Source organism: Streptosporangium sp. NPDC051022, from assembly GCF_040683035.1.
Lineage (GTDB): Bacteria > Actinomycetota > Actinomycetes > Streptosporangiales > Streptosporangiaceae > Streptosporangium.
In genome coordinates this window covers 25,106-47,214 of sequence record NZ_JBFBCF010000001.1, presented here as the reverse complement: position 1 = coordinate 47,214, position 22,109 = coordinate 25,106, and the positions used below count along the sequence as shown (strand labels likewise).

At 68.6% G+C, this 22,109-nt stretch carries 19 protein-coding genes and 2 CRISPR repeat arrays (1 of these 21 cut by a window edge); of the genes, 16 read left to right on the top strand and 3 right to left on the bottom strand.

Translation table 11 applies throughout. From position 1 onward, the window contains the following. Window positions 1-16 precede the first annotated feature (16 nt). From AB0N02_RS00215 to AB0N02_RS00195, 5 genes are all read left to right on the top strand, one after another. Entirely contained in the window at window positions 17-664 is a 648-nt protein-coding gene (locus AB0N02_RS00215) for an amino acid ABC transporter permease (RefSeq protein ID WP_363940743.1), read from the top strand. After that, window positions 661-1,461 carry an amino acid ABC transporter ATP-binding protein gene (locus AB0N02_RS00210; RefSeq protein WP_363940741.1) on the top strand — a complete coding sequence of 267 codons (801 nt, stop codon included), beginning with the start codon at window positions 661-663 and terminating at the stop codon, window positions 1,459-1,461. Before AB0N02_RS00215 ends, AB0N02_RS00210 begins: the two co-directional genes overlap by 4 nt. A gap of 220 nt (window positions 1,462-1,681) precedes the next feature. Beyond that, window positions 1,682-1,864, top strand: coding sequence for a hypothetical protein (locus tag AB0N02_RS00205; protein ID WP_363940739.1), 183 nt, complete (start codon window positions 1,682-1,684; stop codon window positions 1,862-1,864). A 242-nt stretch (window positions 1,865-2,106) separates the two neighbouring features. Continuing rightward, window positions 2,107-3,150 (top strand): DivIVA domain-containing protein, encoded by a 1,044-nt coding sequence (locus tag AB0N02_RS00200; protein ID WP_363940737.1) that lies wholly within the window; start codon window positions 2,107-2,109, stop codon window positions 3,148-3,150. An 873-nt stretch (window positions 3,151-4,023) separates the two neighbouring features. Further along, a complete protein-coding gene (locus tag AB0N02_RS00195; RefSeq protein ID WP_363940735.1) occupies window positions 4,024-4,839 on the top strand; it encodes a hypothetical protein in 816 nt (271 codons plus the stop codon). Window positions 4,840-5,204: 365 nt separating this feature from the next. Here AB0N02_RS00195 and AB0N02_RS00190 read toward each other — a convergent pair whose 3' ends face one another. Next, window positions 5,205-5,987 carry an alpha/beta hydrolase gene (locus AB0N02_RS00190; protein WP_363940733.1) on the bottom strand — a complete coding sequence of 261 codons (783 nt, stop codon included), beginning with the start codon at window positions 5,985-5,987 and terminating at the stop codon, window positions 5,205-5,207. A 239-nt stretch (window positions 5,988-6,226) separates the two neighbouring features. On the opposite strand from AB0N02_RS00190, the gene AB0N02_RS00185 reads away from it, so the two are divergent. The 3 genes from AB0N02_RS00185 (at window position 6,227) to AB0N02_RS00175 (ending at window position 8,381) form a co-directional block, all read left to right on the top strand. Next, window positions 6,227-7,105 carry a helix-turn-helix transcriptional regulator gene (locus tag AB0N02_RS00185; RefSeq protein WP_363940731.1) on the top strand — a complete coding sequence of 293 codons (879 nt, stop codon included), beginning with the start codon at window positions 6,227-6,229 and terminating at the stop codon, window positions 7,103-7,105. 124 nt (window positions 7,106-7,229) lie between these two features. Continuing rightward, complete coding sequence (locus AB0N02_RS00180; RefSeq protein ID WP_363940729.1) at window positions 7,230-7,796, top strand: MarR family transcriptional regulator; 567 nt, start codon at window positions 7,230-7,232, stop codon at window positions 7,794-7,796. Window positions 7,797-7,868: 72 nt separating this feature from the next. Further along, window positions 7,869-8,381, top strand: coding sequence for a hypothetical protein (locus AB0N02_RS00175; protein WP_363940728.1), 513 nt, complete (start codon window positions 7,869-7,871; stop codon window positions 8,379-8,381). 163 nt (window positions 8,382-8,544) lie between these two features. On the opposite strand, the gene AB0N02_RS00170 is transcribed toward AB0N02_RS00175, so the two are convergent. Then, window positions 8,545-9,300, bottom strand: coding sequence for an SDR family oxidoreductase (locus tag AB0N02_RS00170; protein ID WP_363940726.1), 756 nt, complete (start codon window positions 9,298-9,300; stop codon window positions 8,545-8,547). Between the two features lie 641 nt (window positions 9,301-9,941). On the opposite strand from AB0N02_RS00170, the gene AB0N02_RS00165 reads away from it, so the two are divergent. Then, on the top strand, window positions 9,942-10,724 hold the full coding sequence (locus AB0N02_RS00165; protein WP_363940724.1) for an SAM-dependent methyltransferase: 783 nt from the start codon (window positions 9,942-9,944) through the stop codon (window positions 10,722-10,724). 510 nt (window positions 10,725-11,234) lie between these two features. On the opposite strand, the gene cas3 is transcribed toward AB0N02_RS00165, so the two are convergent. Further along, entirely contained in the window at window positions 11,235-14,288 is a 3,054-nt protein-coding gene (gene cas3, locus AB0N02_RS00160) for a CRISPR-associated helicase Cas3' (RefSeq protein ID WP_363940722.1), read from the bottom strand. A gap of 28 nt (window positions 14,289-14,316) precedes the next feature. Between cas3 and AB0N02_RS00155 the strand changes: the two genes are divergently transcribed. From AB0N02_RS00155 to AB0N02_RS00125, 7 genes are all read left to right on the top strand, one after another. After that, on the top strand, window positions 14,317-15,876 hold the full coding sequence (locus AB0N02_RS00155; RefSeq protein ID WP_363940721.1) for a type I-E CRISPR-associated protein Cse1/CasA: 1,560 nt from the start codon (window positions 14,317-14,319) through the stop codon (window positions 15,874-15,876). Further along, on the top strand, window positions 15,863-16,417 hold the full coding sequence (gene casB / locus AB0N02_RS00150) for a type I-E CRISPR-associated protein Cse2/CasB (protein WP_363940719.1): 555 nt from the start codon (window positions 15,863-15,865) through the stop codon (window positions 16,415-16,417). The genes AB0N02_RS00155 and casB overlap by 14 nt, the downstream gene beginning before the upstream one ends. Then, window positions 16,414-17,766, top strand: coding sequence for a type I-E CRISPR-associated protein Cas7/Cse4/CasC (locus AB0N02_RS00145; RefSeq protein WP_363940717.1), 1,353 nt, complete (start codon window positions 16,414-16,416; stop codon window positions 17,764-17,766). The genes casB and AB0N02_RS00145 overlap by 4 nt, the downstream gene beginning before the upstream one ends. After that, window positions 17,763-18,620 carry a type I-E CRISPR-associated protein Cas5/CasD gene (cas5e, locus tag AB0N02_RS00140; protein WP_363940715.1) on the top strand — a complete coding sequence of 286 codons (858 nt, stop codon included), beginning with the start codon at window positions 17,763-17,765 and terminating at the stop codon, window positions 18,618-18,620. Before AB0N02_RS00145 ends, cas5e begins: the two co-directional genes overlap by 4 nt. Further along, complete coding sequence (locus AB0N02_RS00135; protein WP_363940714.1) at window positions 18,617-19,360, top strand: type I-E CRISPR-associated protein Cas6/Cse3/CasE; 744 nt, start codon at window positions 18,617-18,619, stop codon at window positions 19,358-19,360. Before cas5e ends, AB0N02_RS00135 begins: the two co-directional genes overlap by 4 nt. Before the next feature lie 36 nt (window positions 19,361-19,396). Beyond that, window positions 19,397-19,850: direct repeats of the CRISPR family, unit length 28 nt; unit sequence ATGCTCCCCGCGCACGCGGGGATGGTCC. Between the two features lie 13 nt (window positions 19,851-19,863). Then, window positions 19,864-20,169 carry a helix-turn-helix transcriptional regulator gene (locus tag AB0N02_RS00130; RefSeq protein WP_363942469.1) on the top strand — a complete coding sequence of 102 codons (306 nt, stop codon included), beginning with the start codon at window positions 19,864-19,866 and terminating at the stop codon, window positions 20,167-20,169. Further along, window positions 20,151-21,176, top strand: coding sequence for a hypothetical protein (locus AB0N02_RS00125; RefSeq protein WP_363940712.1), 1,026 nt, complete (start codon window positions 20,151-20,153; stop codon window positions 21,174-21,176). The genes AB0N02_RS00130 and AB0N02_RS00125 overlap by 19 nt, the downstream gene beginning before the upstream one ends. A 443-nt stretch (window positions 21,177-21,619) precedes the next feature. Then, a CRISPR array of direct repeats spans window positions 21,620-22,109; the repeat unit is 28 nt; unit sequence CTGCTCCCCGCGCACGCGGGGATGGTCC (it continues 86 nt past the right edge of the window).

Sequence of the window (22,109 nt, the reverse complement as noted above, 5' to 3'; positions counted from 1 at the left end):
GAAGGGAGTGCGTTTGATGGACCTGCTCGCTCTGTCGATGCCCAGCCTCCTCAGAGGCGTGGCCGTCACGGTCCTGCTCGGCGTGGTGTCGTTCGCGCTCGGCTTCGTACTGGGCGGCTTCGTCACTTTGGCCAGGGTCTCCCGGCATCGCGTGCTCAAAGCGGCCGCGATCGTCTATGTCTCGGTGTTCCGCGGCACGCCCCTGCTCATCCAGATCATGCTCGTGTACTTCGGGCTCCCCCAGCTCGGCGTGCAGATCCCGCCCATCCCGTCGGCGATCCTCACCTTCACCCTCTACTCCGGCGCCTATCTGAGCGAGAACTTCCGCGGCGGCCTCCTCGCCGTCGACAGGGGCCAGTGGGAGGCCGCCGGCTCGATGGGGATGACGTACGGCCTGGCCCTGCGGCGGATCATCTTCCCCCAGGCCCTCCGGGTCGCCACTCCGGCGATCGGCGGCCGCTTCATCGCGCTCATGAAGGACACCTCCCTCGCCTCGGTGATCACGGTGGTGGAGCTGACCCGGGTCGCCGAGAGCGTCGGCAGTTCCTCCTTCAGATACGTCGAGGCCTTCGTGACGGCGGGCGTCGTCTACTGGCTGATCAACACCACCCTGTCCGTCGGGCAGGAAGTGCTGGAGCGGCGACTGGGGAGGGCCTACACGTGACCGGGACCGTCGCCATCGAGGCACGAGGCCTGCACAAGCGCTTCGGGGAGCTGGAAGTGCTCAGGAGCGTGGACCTGACCGTGCACAGCGGCGAGGTGGTGGTGATCATGGGACCGTCCGGTTCCGGCAAGACCACCCTGATCCGCTGCCTGAACCTTCTCGAGGAACCCGACGCGGGCAGCGTCACCGTCCACGGCCGGACCGTGGACTACCCGTCCCCGGGCCACAGCCGCTCCCGCAACCGCCTGATCCGAGACATCCGTACCCGTACCGCGATGGTGTTCCAGCACTTCAACCTGTTCCCGCACATGACCGTCCTGGAGAACGTCATCGAGGGACCGATCTCCGTACGGCGCCTGCCCCGGTCCTACGCGATCGAGGCCGGAGAGCGCCTGCTGGCCCACGTCGGCCTGAGCGACAAACGCGACGAGTATCCGGCGCGGCTGTCCGGCGGCCAGCAGCAGCGGGTCGCCATCGCCCGGGCGCTCGCCATGGAGCCGGAGGTCATCCTCTTCGACGAACCCACCTCCGCGCTCGACCCCGAACTGGGCGCGGAGGTGCTCCAGACCATGAAGAGCCTGGCCGCCTACGGCATGACCATGGTGATCATCACCCACGAGATCCCCTTCGCCAGGGAGGTCGCCGATCGGGTGGCGTTCATGGACGCCGGTTACATCCTCGAGGAGCAACCCCCCAACGCCTTCTTCAGCAACCCGGCCACCCCTCGCGCCATGTCGTTCCTGCGCCTCATGGCCGACCCGGACGGCACCCGGCCCGGTCTGGAGAAGACCGGCTGAGCCCCCGGCACATCCGGCGGACCATCCCCTCCTGGAACAGCCGGCCCCAGTGACCAGCAGGAGGCCGATGCACCGAAGAACTCCATCCGACAAACCAGAAAAAACCCGAAAAGCGCTTCCGACGCCTTTCCCCTTACCGGACAAGCGTTTCCGGCACGCCTTCCAGGAGACGCGAAAAACACCGACGACAATGGTCACCCAGAGCAGCCGGAGGATTCCCGTGGCGCAGCTTCCCAACGACGACTTCCCCGCCGTTCCCCACTCCCAGCATTCCCACCACGACCACGACCACGGCTGCGCGGAGAGCACCGCCGGCGGCCGTCACACCGACCACGAGCACGAAGACCTCGAAGCGCACGACGACCACTGCTGCGGTGACGACACCGCCGTGACCGACCGGTAGGCACCGGATGCTCCCGCGCGGCGCCATCCGCGTCCCCCCGCCTTCCGTGCTCTCCGCTCCGGGCGGCACCGCGTGGGAGCCCACCGGCCGGTCATGCCATTCCGGAACGGCCGTCACCCGTCGAATTCCCACCAACCCGGATTTTCCGCGACCGACGTTTCCCCTCCCGCATATCCGCCACACCAATTCACCCGGAAAGAAACCCGAAAGGCTCGGTGAGGCAAGGCATGAGTGAAGGATGCATGGGCCACGGAGACCACGAACACCCTCCCGCCCCCACCGCCGGAGGAATGTCCGGGATGCACGCCGCCGCCAACCTCGGCGGTAAGAACAGGCTGCTGACCCCTCACGACATACGCAACAAGGTATTCCCCACCGTCCGCCTCCGCGAGGGCTACGACCTGGCCGAGGTGGACACCTTCCTCGGCGAGGTGGAGGCCACCCTCAGCCGGGTCTTCTGGGAGAACGAGCAGCTGAACGTCCAACTGACCGCCATCAGCCACACCTCCCGCCAGGCGTCGCCGTCGACGGGCGACAGCGCGGCACGGATCGTCGCGCGCGCCCAGCAGTCCGCCGACGAAACGATCATGCGGGCCGAGCAGGAGGCCGTGATGATCGTGGCGGAGGCCCGCACCCTCGCGGAGACCATCGAGCGCGAGGCCCTCGACAGGGCCACGGCCCTGGAGCAGGAGACCCAGGAAAGACACCGGCAGGCCGTACAGGCCCTCGACGACGCCTGCACGGTGCAGCGGCGCAGGATCGACGACCTGCACGACCTGGTCCTCCACCACGGCGACCGCGTGCTGGAGACCCTGGACGGACACGTCGGCCAGCTGCAGAACCTGCTCCAGAGCCTCAAAGACCAAACCCCCCGGCTCCCCGCTCCCACCTCCCCCGAACCGCCCCACTCCCTCTCACCGACCACGCCGCCCCAGGCCCCCCAACCGCCCCCGGCCCGTCCCCTCCCCCCTGCCACATCACCCCGGTCCCCACAACCGACCGCATCACCCCAGGTCCCACAGGTGACCGCGCCGACCCGGTCCCCACACCCGGCCGCCTCACCCGAAGCCTTCCAACCGGCCGCATCGCCCCAGTCCTCGCAGCCGGCCGCGGCAGCCCAGCCTTCCTCCCCCACGGTGCGGGCCCAGGCTCCGGCGCCCGAGCGACCGTCGACGGCCGCCCCTCAGCCGGGGCTCACCGCGCAGCAGACGACACAGCAATCGCCGAACCCGGCGGGCCCGCGAGCCCGCACGCCACTGAACGAACTTCTCATCGACGACCACTGATGCGGCGACCACATGCCCCCTTCACCCACCTCTGTCCCCATCTCTCCGCCCGTCTCCACCCCACCTCCTCACCGCGCCCACGACCACCCAGAACCTCTCCGCCACGTCCGTGCTCACCCAAGGCTTCTCACCACGTCGCAGTCACCCAAGGCTTTCTCATGTCCGCGATCGCCCGAAACTTTCCCACCACGTCCGCGGTCCCTCGCAGCCTCCTCGTCATATCCGCACCCCCAGGGCTTCCCCACCACGTCCACAGCCGCCCAAGAACCATGTCCGTGCTCACCCAAGGCTTTCTCATGTCCGCGGTCATCCGAGGCTTCCCCACCACATCCACAGTCGCCCGAAGTTCCCTCACCGTGTTCGTGGTCGCCCAAAGCGCGCCGGTACGGCGAGCAGTGGGGCGGCGCGAATCGGCGCGGGTAGGCGGCGCCCGACCCGGTGAACGCTCACGATCGCAGCACCGGATCCTCGGTGCCGCGCCGGAGCGGCACCGAGCCGAGCACCGCACACCGACACCGGCACCGGCACCGGCACCGGCACCGGCACCGACCGGATCAACGCCGCCGTCCGCCGTACCGGCGCCCTGGAAAGCCCACGACACAACACCACGAAAGGCCTGATCCCCAACCCCGCACCGCGAAAGACCTGGAACACAACACAACCGAAGATCCGGAACACGCCCCTGCGCCGCGGAAGACCGGAACACGACGACGTGGAAGCCACGGAGCCGGAAGACGAAACCCGAAAGACGAAAACCAGCACAGGAGAGCCGGAGCGCGGCGAAGGCATCTGATCAGCGCACCGGCTCCGCCGGGAGGGGCTCGAAGCGTCCTCCCTCCTCTTTCCGCTGCCAGCTTGATAAGGGGTGTCAAAATGCCGCTGGCACATCACGTACAGGCCATCGAACCCGTTCTCGGAGGCCGGCCTCCCGGTAGCGGGGCGTGGATCGCCGTGGTACTGGTCTCGATGTCGACTCTCGCGGGGGCCTGGCTGGCCCGGCGCGAGTCCAAGCGTCTGACGGTCTGGCTGGCGATCGCCTCCGCGGTGATGCTGATCATCGCTCTCACCGACATGCTTCCCGACGCGTGGCAGGACGCGATCGAGACCGGGGTCCCCCTCTGGGTGGTCGGGATCGCGGCAGCGTTCGGTTTCCTGGTCATCACCTACTTCACCCGCAAAGGGTGCGCCTGCCCGTCGGACTCGAACAAACGGGCCACCGGTCTACACGCTCCGGGCCGCCACCGCAGGCTGAAGGAAGCCGTCAACGCGGCGCTGTTCGGCGGGATGGGAACGGCCGCCGCGCTGACCACCCACCGGGCCGTCGAGGGAGCGACCCTCGCGCTGACCGCCTCCGCCGTCGTCATCATCGCCCTGATGGTCCACTCCGCCAGCGAAGGACTGGCCCTCGCCGCCCTGCTGGACATGGCCAACCAGCGTCTCGCCCCCTGGCTCGTCGTCGCGTGCGCGAGCCCGGCGGTCGGTGTCCTCGTCGCCACCGTCAGCCCCCTGCCGGGCCAGGTGGTCCCGGTGCTGCTCGGGACGGTGACCGGTGTGCTGATGCGCACGGCGATAGTCGGCCTGAAGCTCGCCATGGGCAGCCGGGAGAGCGGCCGGCTGTCGAGGCAGCAGCTGGTCATCGCCGCCACCGTCGCGATCACGGTCGGGGTCTTCCTGGCGATGTCCCATTAGACCTCACCGGTCAGACCTCGCCAGGTCGTGGCGGTACTCGGCCTCGCTCCCCACCCGGTCCCCGTGAGGTCTCGGCCGGTGCCACAGCCGGTCCCCGTGAGGTCTCGGCCGGTGCCGCAGCCGGTGGCCGGGACCACGCACCGGATCATGCGCCGCCCACCGGCGCCGACCGGCCCCGGGGCCCCGCGGCACCGCTCGCCGTACCGACGCCGTGGAACACCACGAAGTCGTGAAACGCCACGAGGTGCCATGAAGCACCCTGAGTTCCGTGAAGTGTCAGGAGCACGGAACACGACGAGCGGCGCGAAACACGCGACGACGACAGCGGACCGTCCGGCCGCCGCCGATCCCGACGGCCGACGCGTTCAGAGGACGAAGTCACGGACCAGCTTGACGAACTCATCCGGCTTCTCGAAGAACGCGACATGGCCCGCGTCGAGCTCGGCGTACGCGCTGCCCGGAATCGCCGCGTGCAGGGCCCGGCTGTTCTCGACCGGTACCGTGGCGTCCTGGGCGCAGCCCACGACCAGGGTCTCCGCCTGGATGAGCGGCAGCAGGTGACGGACGTCCACCCGCAGGTTCAGGTCGACGTGACGCAGGGTGCCGGGCGTCGGCGGCACGTTGGGCACCAGCTTCTCGACTTCGTCCCGGCCGATCGCGTTGAGGAATCCCCTGCTGAAACCGGTCATCGTGACACTCCGGCCGAACCCCTCCGCGTCCACCGCCCCGAGACGCCGCCACAGGGTGAACAGGTTCCGCAGATATTCGTCGCCGTCCGTGTGCGCCCACCCGGCGACCGTGACCAGCCGCCGCACCAGATCCGGACGCGTGGCCGCGACTGCGGCGACCACCGAGGCGCCCATCGAGAAACCGAGCAGATCGACCTGGTCGGCTCCCGCGTGCTCGATGACAGCGACGACCTGCCGGGCGAGCCCTTCGACCGTGAGAGGGGAACCGTCGTCGACGGTCCTTTCGGCCCCGGACAGGTCGGGTGTGATCACCGTACGCCGGTCGGCGAGTCGGGGGGCGACCTGCCCCCAGGTCAGCTCGGCGCCCGCCGAACCGGTGCCGTGGACCAGGACGAGGACCGGTCCCGCGCCGATCCGGTCGTAGTGGACCCGGGCGTCTCCAACGGTGACAGTGGCCATGATCGCGTCTCCTTCGTGTTCCATACCGGCCGTATCCCGCACGACCGTGCTCCGTACCGGCCTTGCTCCGCGCCGGCCGTGTTCCGTACGGCCGTAACCCAAGTGGGCCGTGCTCCGTACCGGCCGTCGCTCCGGCACCGAGAACACTGCCGTCGCCGGGAGGGGATGAGGAGAGCCCTGCTCTGCAGGGGACTCGCGGTACCTGGATACGGTTCCCGTGCTCGGAAATGATGGACGGCATGACCGTGAACCGCCGTGAACTCGCCGACTTCCTGCGCCGTTCCCGCGAACGCCTGCGCCCGCAGGAGGTCGGGCTCCCGACCGGACCGAGAAGGCGCACCCCCGGTCTGCGCCGCGAGGAGGTCTCCCAGCTCGCCGGGATGTCGGCCGACTACTACATTCGCCTGGAGCAGGCCCGTGGCCCGCAACCCTCACCGCAGATGCTCACGGCACTGGTCCACGCGCTCAGGCTGAACGACGACGAGCGCGACCACCTGTATCTGCTCGCGGGCCACCGCCCGCCGGTCGGCCGCCAGGCGGGCGACCACGTCAAACCCGGCCTCCTCCACCTGCTCGACCGGCTCACGGACACCCCGGCGCAGGTCCTCAGCGACCTCGGTGACGTGCTCGCCCAGAACGCCATGGCCCAGGCCCTGCTGGGCGGTGTGTGCACGGTCTCGGAGAACGGCCGCAACCTCGTCTGGCGCTGGTTCACCGACCCCGCGCAGCGCGCGGCCTACCCCGCCGAGGAGCACGACTACTACAGCCGCCTGCACGCCGCCGACCTGCGCGCGGCCGTCGCCCGCCGGTCGGGGGACCCGGTGGCGGCCCGGCTGGTCCGGCGGCTGCGCGCGGCCAGCGAGGAGTTCGCCGCGCTGTGGGAGTTGCACGAGGTCGGCGTGCGTCGCCGTAGCCGCGTGTGTGTCCTGCACCCGGCCATCGGGCCGATCGAGCTCGACTGCGAGATACTGCTCGCTCCCGAGGAGGATCAGCGTCTCCTCGTCTTCACCCCGCCCCCGGGAAGCGACAACCTCTCCCACCTGGAACTGCTGCGCGTCGTCGGCCACGGACAGTTCACGACCGCCCCGGCGCCAGGCGACCACCACCCGACCACCTGAGACACAGGACCGGACCAGAGCCGGCACCGCGCATCCCCGACCGCGCAGATCAGGCAAGTCGCGCGTGATTCCTGCGGTTTCCGGTCGCAGCGGCCGACGTGATCCGATAACGTATGGCCTCATTATGAAGCACGTACATAACCATTCCCCCGACCTCGCGCACGACCCGGAAGGCCGCCTCTTCGATCCCCAGGTCAGAGCCGCCCTGGCCCAGTTCATCGGCGGAGACAACACCCTCGCCCTCGAAGCCGCGACCGCCGTCCGCGGCGCGTCCCACGCCATCGAGCTCATGCGCTCACGCGGAGCCCACAACCAGAGGCTGAGCTCGGGCGCGCTCGACATCCTGCTACGGCTCGGCGTGGCGGAAGGCACCGGAATCAGCATCGGCGACCTGGCCCAGGCGGCCGGAGTGACCTCTCGCAACGTCACCGGACTGGTCGACACCCTCGAACGCGAGGGGCTCGCCCAGCGCGTACCCGACCCGGACGACCGGCGCTCGGTCCTGGTCAGGATCACCCCTGCCGGGCAGGGGTGGATCGCGTCCTTCCGGGCACCCGCCCAGGCCGGTATGGCGGCGGTCTTCCGGGAGTTCAGCCCCGCCGAGATCGCGCAGTTCAGAGATCTCTGCCTGCGGCTCGTCGTCACGGTCCGGAGCATCGAACAGCCGCCCGTTCTGCCTCCCACCGAATGACCCGCCGGGACCCTCACCTTTCCCACCGAACTCACCGAACTCACCGAACTCACCGGAAGAAGACCCCACCGAATGACCACTGACACTCGCACGCGTCAGGTCGTGCGGGCCTACCACGACGCGAGATTCCGGGGAGACGTTCCCACGGCCGTCGCGCAGCTCGCCCGGCCGTTCAGGTTCCAGAGCCCGCTCATGAGCTTCGACGACCCCGTCGAGCACCTGTCCACCCTCCCCGGGTTCCTCCAGGTGGTGACCGGCGTCGACCTGATCAGCGAGCTGTACGGCGAGTCCGAGGCCACGCTCGTCTACGACCTGCACACCGCCACGCCGGTCGGCACCCAGCGCACGGCGGAGCACTTCCGTCTCCTCGACGGCAGGATCTCGTCCATCATGCTGATCTTCGACGCCACACCGTGGCAGCCGATGGTTTCGGCCATGACCCCGGCCGCCTCGTCCTCCCCCGACACCTCCCTCGACACCTCTCCCGGCACCTCCCCCGACGCCTCCTCCGGCACCGACACCACCACCGGCTTCGCCACCACCGCCACCGACCCCGCTGTCGCCCCCACCGCCGACCCCGCCTGACGCGCCCCTCCCGCCCCGAGAACCACGATGGCCAAGGGGCTGGAATCCGGGCTGAGAATGCGATCGTCCTTCGTGAACGACCGCGGCGGGGCCGGCTTCGACGGGAATGGTCGTCTGGATCTGCGGGCTCGGACCACCGGGAGCCGGTCAGCTGGTCAGCAGGTCAGCCGGGAACGGAGCCGACCAGTCCCCCGTCGACGACGAACTCCTGGCCGGTGACGTACGACGCCCGGGGCGAGAGCAGGAAGGCCACGGCGTCCGCGATGTCCTCGGGCCTGCCCAGCCTGCCCAGCGCGACCTGACCGCGGAAGAACTCCTGGACCTGCTCGTTGCCTCCGGTGACGGCGTCGAACATGTCCGTCGTGACGTGGCCGGGGGTGATGGTGTTGATCCTGACGCCCCGGGTGGCCAGGTCGGGGGCGAGCGTGCGGGCCAGGTTGAGCACGGCCGCCTTGCTGGCCGCGTACACCGACGCCAGGCCCAGGCCCCGGTGGACCAGCCACGAGGCGTTCACCACGATCGCCCCGCCGTCCTCGACCAGCGGCAGCGCCTTCTGCACGGTGAAGAAGGCACCCTTGAAGTTGGTGCCGATCACCTGGTCGAAGTCGGCCTCGGTGACGTCGGCGGTGAGCGCAGAAAAGGCAATTCCGGCATTGGCGAAAACACCACTCAAAGTGCCGAACCGCTGCCGGATTCGAGCGGCGAGCTCGTCGAGGTCGCCGACGCGGGAGACGTCCGTGGGCACGGCCAGCACCCTGTCATCGGCGTCGAGGACCTTCGTGGCGGCCTCAAGCCTGTCGGCGCTCCGCCCGGCGAGCACCACGCTCGCACCGGCGGCGACCAGGTGACGGGCAGTGGCCAGGCCGATGCCGCTGCCACCACCCGTGATGAGGATGGTTTTTCCTGCAAATTCAGACATATCATTAGCGTCACATTCGCGTCTCCTGTAACGCATCTCCTGAATTGCTGCATTCCATTAGGCAGCACTTCGACGACCAACCGTATTCCATCCCGGAGAATGGCCATTCCGGCCCTCCGCATCACACCGGGATCGAACGCGGAACACATCGCGAAGGGCGCCTTCGCCCGGCCGTACCGTCGCCTCCGGCCACCCCGCCCACCCGCCGTCCCCATCCTCCCGCCCGGCCCGTCCACCCGGCCTCCTCCCGCCCACGCCCCGGTCCGTGCGGCGGTGACCACATCCCTGTCCAGCGACGCCAAGCCCGTATTCACCGCGGTTTTCGAACTGAACCGCGACATCGCCCAGGCTCCGCTCCGCAAACGCTCCCCGGCGTGCGATCGGGACGCCTCCGCCGTACGGCCGACGCCCCGGCATGCCATGGGAAACGAGAAGACATCCCTATCTCCGCCCCGATTGAAACGTTCTCATCCCGCAATCTGAGGCTCGTTCCTGTTCCGCGGATCAGGAGCATATGATCGACACGCTTTATAGCTACATGACACGATGCCGAATCAAAGATCGGAGGATCATCCTTGTCGGGAAACATGGACTGGTCCAGACCGACGCCTGAGGGCTCCTACAGCTCAAAGCCTGTCGACTTGCGCACGAACCAAGCTCACTCGGCCCGCGTCTACGACTACATGCTGGGCGGCAAGGACAACTTCGCGGCCGACCGGAAGGTGGCTGAAGAGGTCATCGCCGTCGCCCCCTACCTGCCGATATCCGTACGCGCCAACCGGAACTTCATGGTCCGCGCGGCCCGCTACCTCGCCACCGAGCAGGGCATCGACCAGTTCCTGGACATCGGTACCGGCCTGCCCACCTCGCCGAACCTCCACGAGGTCGTGCAGGAGGTCAACCCCGAGGCCCGGATCGTCTACATCGACAACGATCCCATCGTGCTGCAACACGCCCGCGCTCTGCTCGTCGGCACGCCCACCGGCAAGACCGCCTACATCGACGCCGACATCCGCGACCCGCACGGCATCCTCGGAGCCGAGGCGATTCACGACACCCTCGACTTCAGCAAGCCGGTCGCCCTCTGCCTGATCGCCATCCTGCACTTCATCGCCGACGAGAACGAGGCACACGAGATCGTCCGCCGGCTCCTGGAGCCCCTGGCGCCCGGCAGCGCCCTGGCGATGTCCACCATCGCGATCGACCGCGCCCCCGAAAAGGTCAAGTCGGCCGTCGCGGCCTTCAACCAGCGCGGCATCCCGTCCAAGACACGCACCAAGGCCGAGGTGGAGCGGTTCTTCGACGGCCTGGAGCTCGTTCCCCCCGGCGTGACGCAGGTGCATCGCTGGCACCCCGACGCCGAGGCAAGGGCGATCAAGGACACCGACGTCTCGATGCACGGCGGCATCGCCATCAAGCGCTGACCCCCTCCCACACGGCCCCACCACACCCGAAAACGGCCCCGCAGCCGGGTGGGACCACACGGAAAACTCACGAGCGGGTACGGCCCCCGTACCCGCTCCGGCCCACTGCCCTCCCATGAAAATCCTCCCCGGACTCCGGGTTGCGGATTCAAGGACCACCGTCGCGCCATGCCGATCGGGTGCCCCCCGAGGGCCTTACCTACTTGCGCCGGGCCCGTGCCCACATGGACCGCGAGTACGCCAACCCCTCAACGCCCCTCACTCGCCCTCGCCACCTTTATGCCCGTTCCACTTCTCCCACCTGGGACCCCGCATGCGCGGAGAGCATGACGCGCTGCCGAACAAGAGCGGCACGAACAAGAGAACATCCCCGCGTGCACGGGATCGCATATCGTAAGCTGCGGGTTCGTAGGAGTGCCGTCACACCCGCTGCCGCCTGCCCCGCAAAGGCGGGGATAATGATCTTGATGACCAACTCATCGAACCGGCCAACGGATCATCCCTATGTGACTAGGGCTTACCGGTCCGACGATAGCGCCGATTCGGTCTTCTCGACGAGTTCGCCTTCCGCAGACCAGTCCGCTGCGTCAGAACGAGCTCACCGGGCAGCCCCTGCACGCATACCCCCTCGGGGTCGAAGATGAGCGTCGGACGGCGGAGTGGCCCGTAGCCGACGGCCGCCCACTCCTCCGGGTGTGGCCACTTCCCCTGCTGGAACCAGCGCTGCGGGATCCGAATGGTGTTGAGCAGCAGTTGGCGGAGCTGCTCGCGGTACTGCGCCGACTGCTTGTCACGATCATAGACCGTCAGGTCGGCGACGTGTTCTCCCCGCTGATCCCAGGTCAGGCCACCGTCGGCCTGCCGGAACAGGCAGAGGATGTCGTAACTGTCGGCTCCGAGGCGTGACCGGGCACTCAGGTGAACGGGAAGCCCGGGGTCGGTCTCCTCCCCGTTGAGCCATCCGGAGGCCAGCCCCTCGACCGTTACTGCCTTGCCTCTCGGGGAGTAGGCGGGAACCATGCGTTCCTCTGCCTCTCTCCTCTCCTCGAAAAGGCCGTCCTCCATCTCCTGCCGAGTCCGATGGAGCAGTTCTTCAAGGTGCGGTGTGCGCCCCCGGAGCCGATCTCCGTACACGGCCTCGATGAGGCCAGGCACCTCGTCCGAGCGGACCTCCCTGCGATGGCTGCCGTCCGCGGAGCGCTCCGCGCCCGCGTCGGTGAGCACGTGCCAGGTGGCGGCCAGGAGATAGGGCGCGTAGACGGCTCCGTCGAGATTGTCGGGGGACGTCACCAGCGGCGCGCCCTCCGGATCCGGCAGCCAGAGAACACGTAGGGGCGCTACCTGGTCGAGAAGCGGAGGGCGTCTGGGGTCGTTGACGCGGTGACGTCGCACACGCCCACGCCGCTGAATCAACAGGTCGAATGGGGCGAGGTCGCTTACCATCAGGTCGAAGTCCAGGTCCAGGGACTGCTCGATCACCTGTGTGGCGATGACCAGCAGCCGCCTGGGGCGCTTCGGGTTGGGGTGTGTCGCCCGGAGATCCGGGACGGGGTGGGGCCCCAGGAGGTCGAGCAACCGCTGCTGGACGCGGTTCCGGTCACGTTCCAGGAGCCGTCCGTGAAGCAGGAAGATCTCGGTCTCCTCGTCCCAGCCGAACTCGCCGGCGACCGAGCAGGCCGCCTCGTACAGCTCGACGGCGCTGTCGACACGGTTACGGAGAACAGCGAGGATCCCCCCTTCCCGAGCCTGCTCCAGCATGCTCCTCGCCCACCCGTGCTCGAAGGAGCGATCCTTCGGCCGTCGGGGGAAGGCGACAGGGGGCAGGAGTTCGAGCAGATCGCTCCGGGTCGACGTCCGGCCGGAGTGGGAAACCGGCGGTGTCTCACCGCGCATTCGCCCCTCTCCGTCCACCACGGTGATCGTGCTCTCGGACGGGGCCTCGCGGGTGAGGGGGCTTCGCCGTCCACGGCACCAGGCCTCGACAAGAGTCTCTTTCACGGCGCGGGGCAGCGTCGCCGACAGCACGACCACCGAGGCCCCGGCGTCGGCGAGCCACGTGACGGCCTCGCCGAGAAGAGTCTGCTGATAGAGCTCGTAGGCGTGGGCCTCGTCGATGACGACCACTTTCTGCGCGAGCCCGAACAGGCGCAGGAACCAGAAACGGGACCTTTGGACAGCCAGGACGATCTGGTCGACGGTTCCGATGCCGAACGGCGAGAGCAACCCGCGTTTCCCGAAGAGGAACCAGTCGTCGAGCACCGCCCTCCGGCAGTCCTCGCATGTCACGTTGATCCCGTCCACCGCGACCGCCGGACCGACGGAGGCGGCCTGCAGGAGTTCTTCCGCGACGGCGGAGGCGGCGGCGGTGCCGTGCACGATCGCGAGGTTGGCCTGCTCCATGTCTCCGGAGAGGCTGGCACCGACGAAGCCGGTGGCGCGCGTTCCCACCTGCTCGGTCGCGGCGCGGCTGGGTAACGCCATGTACATGCCGTGGTAGCCGTTGGTCAGGGTCAGGTGGTGGGCCGCCCACCACGCGGCCTCCGTCTTACCGCTGCCGGTGTCGGCCTCCACGATGACCATGGCGGGTCCCGTCTCCGGAAGCAGCCTCATGACGCTCTCCTGGGCGGGACGCGGCATCCGGTCCTCGCCGAAGAGGGTGGCCCATCCGGTCCGTTCGACCTGCCAGCGGCGCAGGCGAAGCGTCCGTACCGCCCTCGCCGCCTGCTCCTGCGATGCCGCCCACCAGTCGGTGACGGGATCGTCCGGACTCCGGTAGGTGAAGAACGTCTCGTTCGAGGCGATCCAGTCCGCGAGCACGACGAGGCCCGCGAAGGCGGGCAGGACCACGGGACGCGACGGCGGGACGACGGTCTTCGCCATGTCCGTCCGCTCGACCTCCAGAATCTGGGCCAGGTCGTCGACGAGTTCCTCGTGAACCCTCCGCCACGCCTCATGGGCGTCGATGTTCACCGACCTGACGTCACGGAGAGAGGGGATGTGCCCGTGGTGCCCCCCGAGCAGGTCGGCCACCATGTGCAGGGCCGGAGAGTCCTCTCCGTCTCCCCCGCAACGCCGGCGGCACGAACATCCCAGAAGAGCGGGAAGCAACTGGGCGGTCAACGCCGCGTGGGCGACGGGTGGGTACTTTCCCAGATCTGGAGCCAATGGCAGGCCGGTGGCGCGAGCCCGAGCCTCCCAGTGCTTCGCCGCTGTTTTCAGACCGTTTTTCGGCGGGCTCCGATGAAATCCTCCTTGAAACCCTGAGCACGCTTTGCCCGGAATGTCATGCAAAGCAGCGAGAAGGGCAATCACCTTCTTGGCTTTCTCGACATCGCCGCCACCGAAAGTGTCGACCATCAGGGATCTGAGCGGTTTGGCAAGGTAAACGTCGAACAGGAGGATCGCGACGGCGGCCGTGTCCAGCGCGTGAGCCAGCAGCGGGTTCCAGGCAGGCCCACCGGCTTTCCGGCTGACACCCCTGTGATCGGTCTTCCCCCACACCCACAGGTAAGACCTTTCCGGAACGCCTCTCTTGTCGGTCGCGGGAGGTATATGTTCCGTCATCGTTGGCTTCTCCAAGTTGGCAGGTTCTATGCGAAAAGACCCGGAGAACGAAACCCACCGGCCGTCGTTTCCCCTGAACACCCAAGGGTGCATCCCAGGACTGACAAAAAACGGCCGGAAGGCGGTATCGCGCTCCCTTTCCGAGGTCTTCCTGCACGCCGAGGAAGACCTCGCGATCACCCATCCCTCCCCGGGAACGGTGGTCGCGTGCTACGAGCTCTTGCTGGCTATCTGTCACGCCGCGGGCCTCACTCCGGAAGACGCCGAGGAGTGGAGAGAGTGGGTGGAGAATCGCCGGCCGCTGACCCCGGTCGTCGAGTGGCTCTCGGACCCGGTCAACCGGCGCCGGTTCGACCTGTTCGACCCCGAGCACCCCTTCGGACAGAACGCCCTGCTCGCCGAGCACCTGGACGAGCACGGCTACAGCCCCGTGCAGCTGGTCCTGGAACGAGCCAAGGACTACAACCAGTTCGCCGACCACGTCCATCTTCACGACCCGGCGCCGATGAAGGCCCGCGACGCCTTCCTCGCGATGATCACCCAGCACTGCTACGGGCTGGGTGGGCGGGTCATGGCACCGGTGAAGCTGTTCGGCAAGCCCTTCACCTACGGATCGGTCGCCAGGCTCGGGACGCGCGTGCGGGTTCTCGCCGTCGGCGACAGCGTCGCCGACACACTGCGCCTCAACCTGTGCCTGTCCAGGTCCACCGGCACCCTGAACACGACCTGGACGGGCAACCCGAGACGGAGGACGTTCACCTCGACCAGGGAGACCCGCCGGTTGGACGGACCCGCCGACTGGCACAGCGCGCTCGGCCGCTCCATCCTCCTGCGTCCTCGCCACACCCCGGGAACGCCACCCGACGAGGTGGTCGTGGACCGCGTGCTGCTCGGCGCCGGTGAAACGGTCACCGTCGACAACGTCGCCGACCACGACGCGGTGTACATCGGCAGCAGGCACCTGCAGGCCAGCCTGAGCCGGGCCCTCTGGCGGGACGCGCACGCCATCTACGGGGCGAGCCTGGATCCCGGCCGCAACCCGAACCTCTTCACCCTGATAGCCGGGCTCGACCGGCCGGTCAAGCTGCTCGCCGTCGGCCTGGACGCGGTCAACACGAAGGTCGCCGGATGGGTCCGTGACGTCTTTCCCTACAACCCCCTGCACGGCGGAGCGCTCCTCACGGCCGCCAAGGACGGAGCGCTGCTCGCCGACGAGGCCGTCCAGTCCGTACGGCGCGCCGCCGCCGTCGCCTGCCGTTACGCCTATCCGGGCCGGAGCCGCGAGAACACCAAGACCCTGATGGGACGGTTCGACGCCTCCGACGAGGTGTGGGCCCGGGCCGGAGCGCCCTTTCACCACCTTCTGGAGGCGGTCGCGGACGGGTCCGACGCCGTGGAAGCGCTCCGGGGCTACGCCGCCACCATGCGCGCGGTGGCGACGGACGCCCTCGACGAGCGGCTGCGCCCGCTGCCGCCCAACACCCGGGGCTGGCGCGCCGCCGTACAGGCCAGGGACGAACTGCGGCGCCAGCTGGCCACCAAACACACGTTCGCGATGTATCCGGAGATCACCCATGCCACTACCTGATGGCGACACCTTGCCCCTCGACGAGACTTCGCAAGGGAAGCCGCCGGAACAGCGACTCGTCGGATGGCTCGCGGGGCTGGTGCGGTCCCACGACGTCGGAGCACTGGCCGATCTGCGCCGGTTGCGGGCCGACACCGTGCCACGGCTGCTGGCGGGCAACTTCGCCTACGGCGACCCGGCGGGCGTCCTCGTCTTCGAACGGGTGGCGTTCCTGTTCGCCCGCTTCCACGCCGGGCGGAGCGACCCCCACGTCGGCTGGGGCAACCTGGGCCGCGCCATGCGGAACATCGGCGGAAGGACCTCCAAGGGTCCCGACAACGACGGGTGCGTCCGGCTGCTCAACCAGATCCTGGTCTCCCGGCAACCCCCGTGGAGACGGGTGCAGCACGCGATCGACCAGCTCAGGGCGGACAAGGCCGCCCCGCCCTCGTGGGAGCAACTCGCCGTGGACCTACGGCGCTGGACCGACCCCCGGCGAAGCGTCCAGCACGACTGGGCGCACGACTTCTATCTCGCGCCCAAGACACGGAGACAGTCATGACCGACCAGTACCTCTCGCTCCACGCGATCACCACGTTCGCCGGAGTGTTGCTGAACCGGGACGAGAACAACCTCCCCAAGGACCTGCTCTACGGGGGTGAGGTCCGCACCCGGGTCTCGGCACAGTCCTGGCGCCGGGCCGAGCGGATGTACATGCGGAACCGGGCCAACGAGGGCGTGGGCCCGCTGGCGGGACATTCCTTTGGGATACGGACCCGCGAATGGGGCCTGAAGACCGCTGCCGAGCTCGTCGTACTCGGCTGGGATCCCGAACAGGCCGACGAGACGGCCCGGGCCGTGCTGGCCTCGTGCGGGCTCAAGTTCGGGGACGAGGGCAAGAGGCCGGAGCTGACCAAGGTCGCCGTCTTCGCGCACTCCGGCGCCGCCGTACGGCTGGCCGCCATCATGCACGAGCACTCCGCCGCCCTGGTTCCGTGGGTGACCGCGGAGCGCGAGATCCGGCAGCAGGAGGCCGTGAAGAAGACGAAGGGTGGCCGCGGAGGCCGCGCCGCCAAGGCTCCCGCGGACGAACAGGCCACCGAGGCCGTTCCCGCGGCGAGCGAGGACGGGCAGGCGGAGAGGAATCCCCTGCTCAGGGAGATCCGCAACCAGGTCATCGCGGCTCTGGCCCCGGCCGACGCGATCGACATCGCGCTGTTCGGCAGGATGCTCGCCGAGATCGCCGAGTCGCCGAACGTGGACGGAGCCGTCCAGTCCGCCCACGCCTTCACCGTGGACGCGGGCGTCACGGACGAAGATTTCTTCACTGCGGTCGACGACGAGAAGGACCGGCGCAGGCGGTACGCCCTCGACGCCCTCGACGCCGGCTTCGGTGACGACAGCGGGGCGGCCATCACGGGCTACCAGAGCCTTTCCTCCGGCACCTTCTACCGCAACACCGTGCTGGACCGCGAACAGCTCCGCCGTAACCTCCGCAACAGCGGCCTCTCCGAGCCGGACATCGAGGCCGCCGCGACAGCCGCCGAGCAAGCCTTCACCGACGCGTTCTGCCACGCCGTCCCCACCGCGAAGAAGACCACAACGGGTGCTCCCGGCGTCCTGCCCAAACTGGTGCTGGCCGTCAGCGGCTCCCGCCCCGTCAACTACGCCTCCGCGTTCGAGCGGGTGCTGTCCTTCGGCGACGGCGAGGCGGTGAGCACGCAGGCCGTGCGGCGGCTCGTCCGCCAGCACCGGCTCGCCGCCCGGAAGCTACCGGGCCTCAGCCGGGGCGCGGTCCTCACCTACGACCTCGACGTCACCGACCTGCTCGCCAAGCTCCGTACCGACGAGGCGTTCGACCTGGCCGAGGTGGACTCCCCCGGCGAACTCGTCCTGGGCGGCCGGGGATGACCTTCACCCTGCTCATCCGGCTGGCCGGTCCGCTGCAGGCATGGGGGACCGCCTCCCGGTTCATGCATCGCGACACCGATCCGGAACGCCCCACCAAGAGCGGCGTCATCGGACTACTCGCCGCCGCGGACGGCCATCACCGCGACGCGCATGACACCGACTACCCGGACGCGCTGCCGCTCGCCGTACTGGCGGAACTGCGCTTCGGCGTACGCGCCGACCGGCCGGGAGTACTCATCCGCGACTACCACGTCGTGGGAGGCGGCCGCTTCCCGGTCCGCCCCCGTGACCTGATCGTCGACCCGAAACGGGCCGAGGCAGCCGAGCGGAAACCGGTCGAGAACGTGGAGGGCGCCTTCGGCACGGTCGAACTCTCCTCCTGGTACGGCGCGCCGAAGGGAATCCACCGGGACGAATCTGGACGTCTACAGGCCGGTGTCACCACCAAGCGGATGCCGTTGATCACAAACCGCTGGTACCTCTCCGACGCGGCGTTCGTCGCAGCGGTCGAATCCGGCGACCGTGGCCTGCTGGAGCACCTGGCAAACCGGCTGGACCGGCCCCGCCGCATGGTGTGGCTCGGCCGTAAGAACTGCCCTCCCGCCGAGCCTCTCAACCACGGCGTCCACGACGGCGACCTCGAATCGGTCCTGGCCCGTACGGCACCGCTGCCGAATTCCACCACGTCGAGCCCGTACTCATGGGTGGAGGTCACCCAGGACGAGCCCGACGCCGTACCGGTGATGGACCAGCCTGCCTCCTTCACCTCCCGCGACCGCGTCCATGTCCAACGCTGGGAACGCCGCCGGATCATTCCTCCGGTGGCACCCACGATCACCTGGGAGACCGAGTGAGCGCCGTCTTCCTCGCCTGCCACAGCATCCTTGAACTGGATGCCCGCCACCCCTTCACCGCCCGCGCGCTGCTGGACGCCCAGGCCATGCACCGGCTCGTCATGAGCGGCTTCCACGGATGGGTGGAGGACGGAGCCGACGACGCCCGCGCCCAGCTGCAGGTCCTTCACACGGCGAACGCCGACCTCAAGCAGGGGACGCTTACGGTGGTCGTCCAGTCGAGGGTGCAGCCCGACTGGACAAGGATCCCCTCGGCGGCTCTGAAGGGCGCACCGGGCGTCATCCTCGTCGAGGAGAAGATCGAAACAGGCCGGCGGTACCGGTTCCGGGCCGTGGTGAACCCGGCGCGCATGAGCGACCGGCATCTCCGTCCGAGCGAAATCCCTCCCGAGGGAAGAAGCCACATGAAACGGCTCGCCGACACCACCCCGGACCACGCCCGGCGCTGGTTCGCCGAACGACTCCAACCACCGGGTGAACCCCCCGTGGGAGACCGAGGAGTACGCCGGATCGGCGCCTTCGGCGACCCCGCCACCCTGGTCACCCGTGTCCTCCCCAAGATCGCGGGTGCCTCCGGCAAACCGAAGCTGCGCATCGGCCGCGCCGAGATCCGCGGCGAACTCACCGTCACATCCCCCGACGTCTTCGCCGACGTCCTCACCACCGGCCTAGGCCACGCCCGCGCCTACGGCTGCGGCCTCATCCTGATCAAACCAGTCCCGATCCGACCGAACGGATAAGCCTCACCACCCCGACATAAGCCCAGGTCAAGAAGTATGCTCCCCGCGCACGCGGGGATGGTCCGACCGCGTCCCCTAGCCGGAGGGTTTGCAGGGTATGCTCCCCGCGCACGCGGGGATGGTCCCATTGAGCACGCATTCGTAGGGCGCGCGTCTGAATGCTCCCCGCGCACGCGGGGATGGTCCGTCGGCGACCTCGTCCAGGAACGCCCCGCCCTGATGCTCCCCACGCACGCGGGGATGGTCCCTCGAACGCCTTGACGTTGTGGATGGATGTCCAATGCTCCCCGCGCACGCGGGGATGGTCCCGGCTCCAGGTCCGTGGTCTCGCCGCCGCCGCCATGCTCCCCGCGCACGCGGGAATGGTCCCAGTTTCGTCTTGAATGTCTGCGTGGTGTTGAGCTGCTTTCCGCGCACGCGGGAACGGTCCCGAGCCCTTGAGACGAGCGATCTCCGCCTCTTCCTGCTCCCGCGCACGCGGGGATGTCCCGGACGCCGAAGGACTGCCCCAGAGCGAACTCGGCTGGCGCACCGGCTACTCCGCCGCCCAGATCTCCCGATTCGAGCGCGGAATCGCGCCTCTCAACGACGTCACCGTGTTGAGGTTGCTCGCCGACGCCCTGGCCATCCCCCACATGTTTTCGGCCTTACCCCGGAGCCCGTCGGAGGCGGGCAACAGCACTGGCGCTCGGTCCGGCCGCGCAGCGGTCCTTCTGCCATCCGCGCGCCTAGGGTGGCCTCAGAGACGGGATGCGAGGACGGTGAAGATCCAGTGCGTAGACGTCAGCTCTTGGCCAATCTCGCGGTGACAGCCGCCGCTGCAGGCTCGCGCCTATTGGGCACCGATGGTCCTCAGGCCGACCAGGCCGCCTTGGGCGATCTGCCGATCGCCCGGGTACGGGATGCGATGCTCGGCCTGACCTTTGTCCCGGCTCTGATCCCGCGTCAGGACTTGCGTGCTGAGCTGGCCACAGCCCTGTCCGACTTCCATCGCTGCCGGTATGGCCACCTGGCGCATCTGCTGCCGCGACTGATCTCCAGCGGCCAAGCTGTCGCGGTGGCCGATCCTCACGAGACAGATGTCAACACGGTGCTGGCGCAGATCTACACCTTGACGACCCGGATGCTCATCAAGCTCGACGATCAGCAGCTGGGGTGGATAGCAGCAGACCGTGCTCGGGTGATCGCTGGCGCCAGCGGTGATCGGCTGGTAGCCGCCGAGGCCGCCAGGAACCTCGCCGTACTGGCTCGGAAAGCCGGCTGGCACGCCCAGGCCATGAGCATCGCCATGTCGGCCGCAGATCATCTCGATGCAGGTAAAGGTGATGCACGGCATATGGCCGAGCGGGGGCTGCTGATCCAGTCGGCGGCCTACACCGCGGCGCGTTGCGGAGATCGAACCGGGATGCGCGAACTCACCGACCAGGCGGCCGCGATCGCCGCCCAGCTCGGCGGTACCCCTCTGCTGCGTGACCATGGTGGTGGATTCAGCCCGGTCACCGTCCAACTACACCGTATCTCCGCCGAATACTCCGCTGGCGACGCCGCAGCAGCTCTTTCCGCTGCTCATCGGCTCCTGCCAGCAAGTTTGCCCACTGTAGAGCGCCGTTCTCGTTACTACACCGACGTCGCCCGCGCCTATGGGTACCTGGGGCGCCGCGCCGACTGCCTGGATGCCCTGCTGGCAGCCGAACGCCACGCCCCAGAAGAAACCCACGCACGACCCGCCGTACGTGACCTGATCTCTGGACTGCTCGTGTCGGGGCGTACCACCCCGGAGTTGAGAGGCTTGGCTGCACGCTGCCGCATCACCTGACTCGCCCGCCGCACAGTGAGCGGCTCCTCACCTTGGCGCCGTCCCGTCCTCGATGCGGGAACCGGAGCAGGTTCAGACCACCCCCACAGCAGTCGCGGTACGGCGCGGCGCTTCCACACAGACACGAGACAGCGACGACACAAAGCTCACAGCCCCCGTAACAGCTCTAGGCCGCTGGGCCTGCCCGCCACCTTTCTCTTCTCTGAGTTCATGTCCCATCAGGATCATCGTGTCCAAGGACACCCCTGACTTTCGGCGAAAGCTCACTCCCCTGCTTACGACAACCACAGCGCATACTCCACGCCGAAGAGTCACACCCACCAAGCATTAACCTGTTCTCGACAGCAAAGTCTCAGACACTGGACGGCACGCCCGAAATGTCCAAGTCATCGAAAGTGCTCAATTCTTGCCCTCGGCGCCGATAAACCCGCAGGTCAGCAAGTCTGCTCCCCGCGCACGCGGGGATGGTCCCGACCCCCTCATGAGCGTCACCGCCGCCTCCAACTGCTCCCCGCGCACGCGGGGATGGTCCCCAAGACGGAGTTCCCTACGAGATCAAGTGGCGCTGCTCCCCGCGCACGCGGGGATGGTCCCGACGCCAACACGGCATGGTTCTGCCGGGGCGTCTGCTCCCCGCGCACGCGGGGATGGTCCGTCTGTGTCCAGTCGCGGAACACCTTCGTGACGCTGCTCCCCGCGCACGCGGGGATGGCCCCTACTGACCGGCGCCGCCGTACTGGCCGCACCGCTGCTCCCCGCGCACGCGGAGATGGTCCCGAGCTGTTGGTCAGCATGTTCTTGGTCTAGGCCTGCATCCCCGCGCACGCGGGAATGGTCCCCGCGATCAGGATGCACGCGCGGATAGTCCGGGCTGCTCCCCGCGCACACGGGGATGGCCCCAAAGGAGCGCCACGCCATGGGACGCAACTCTGC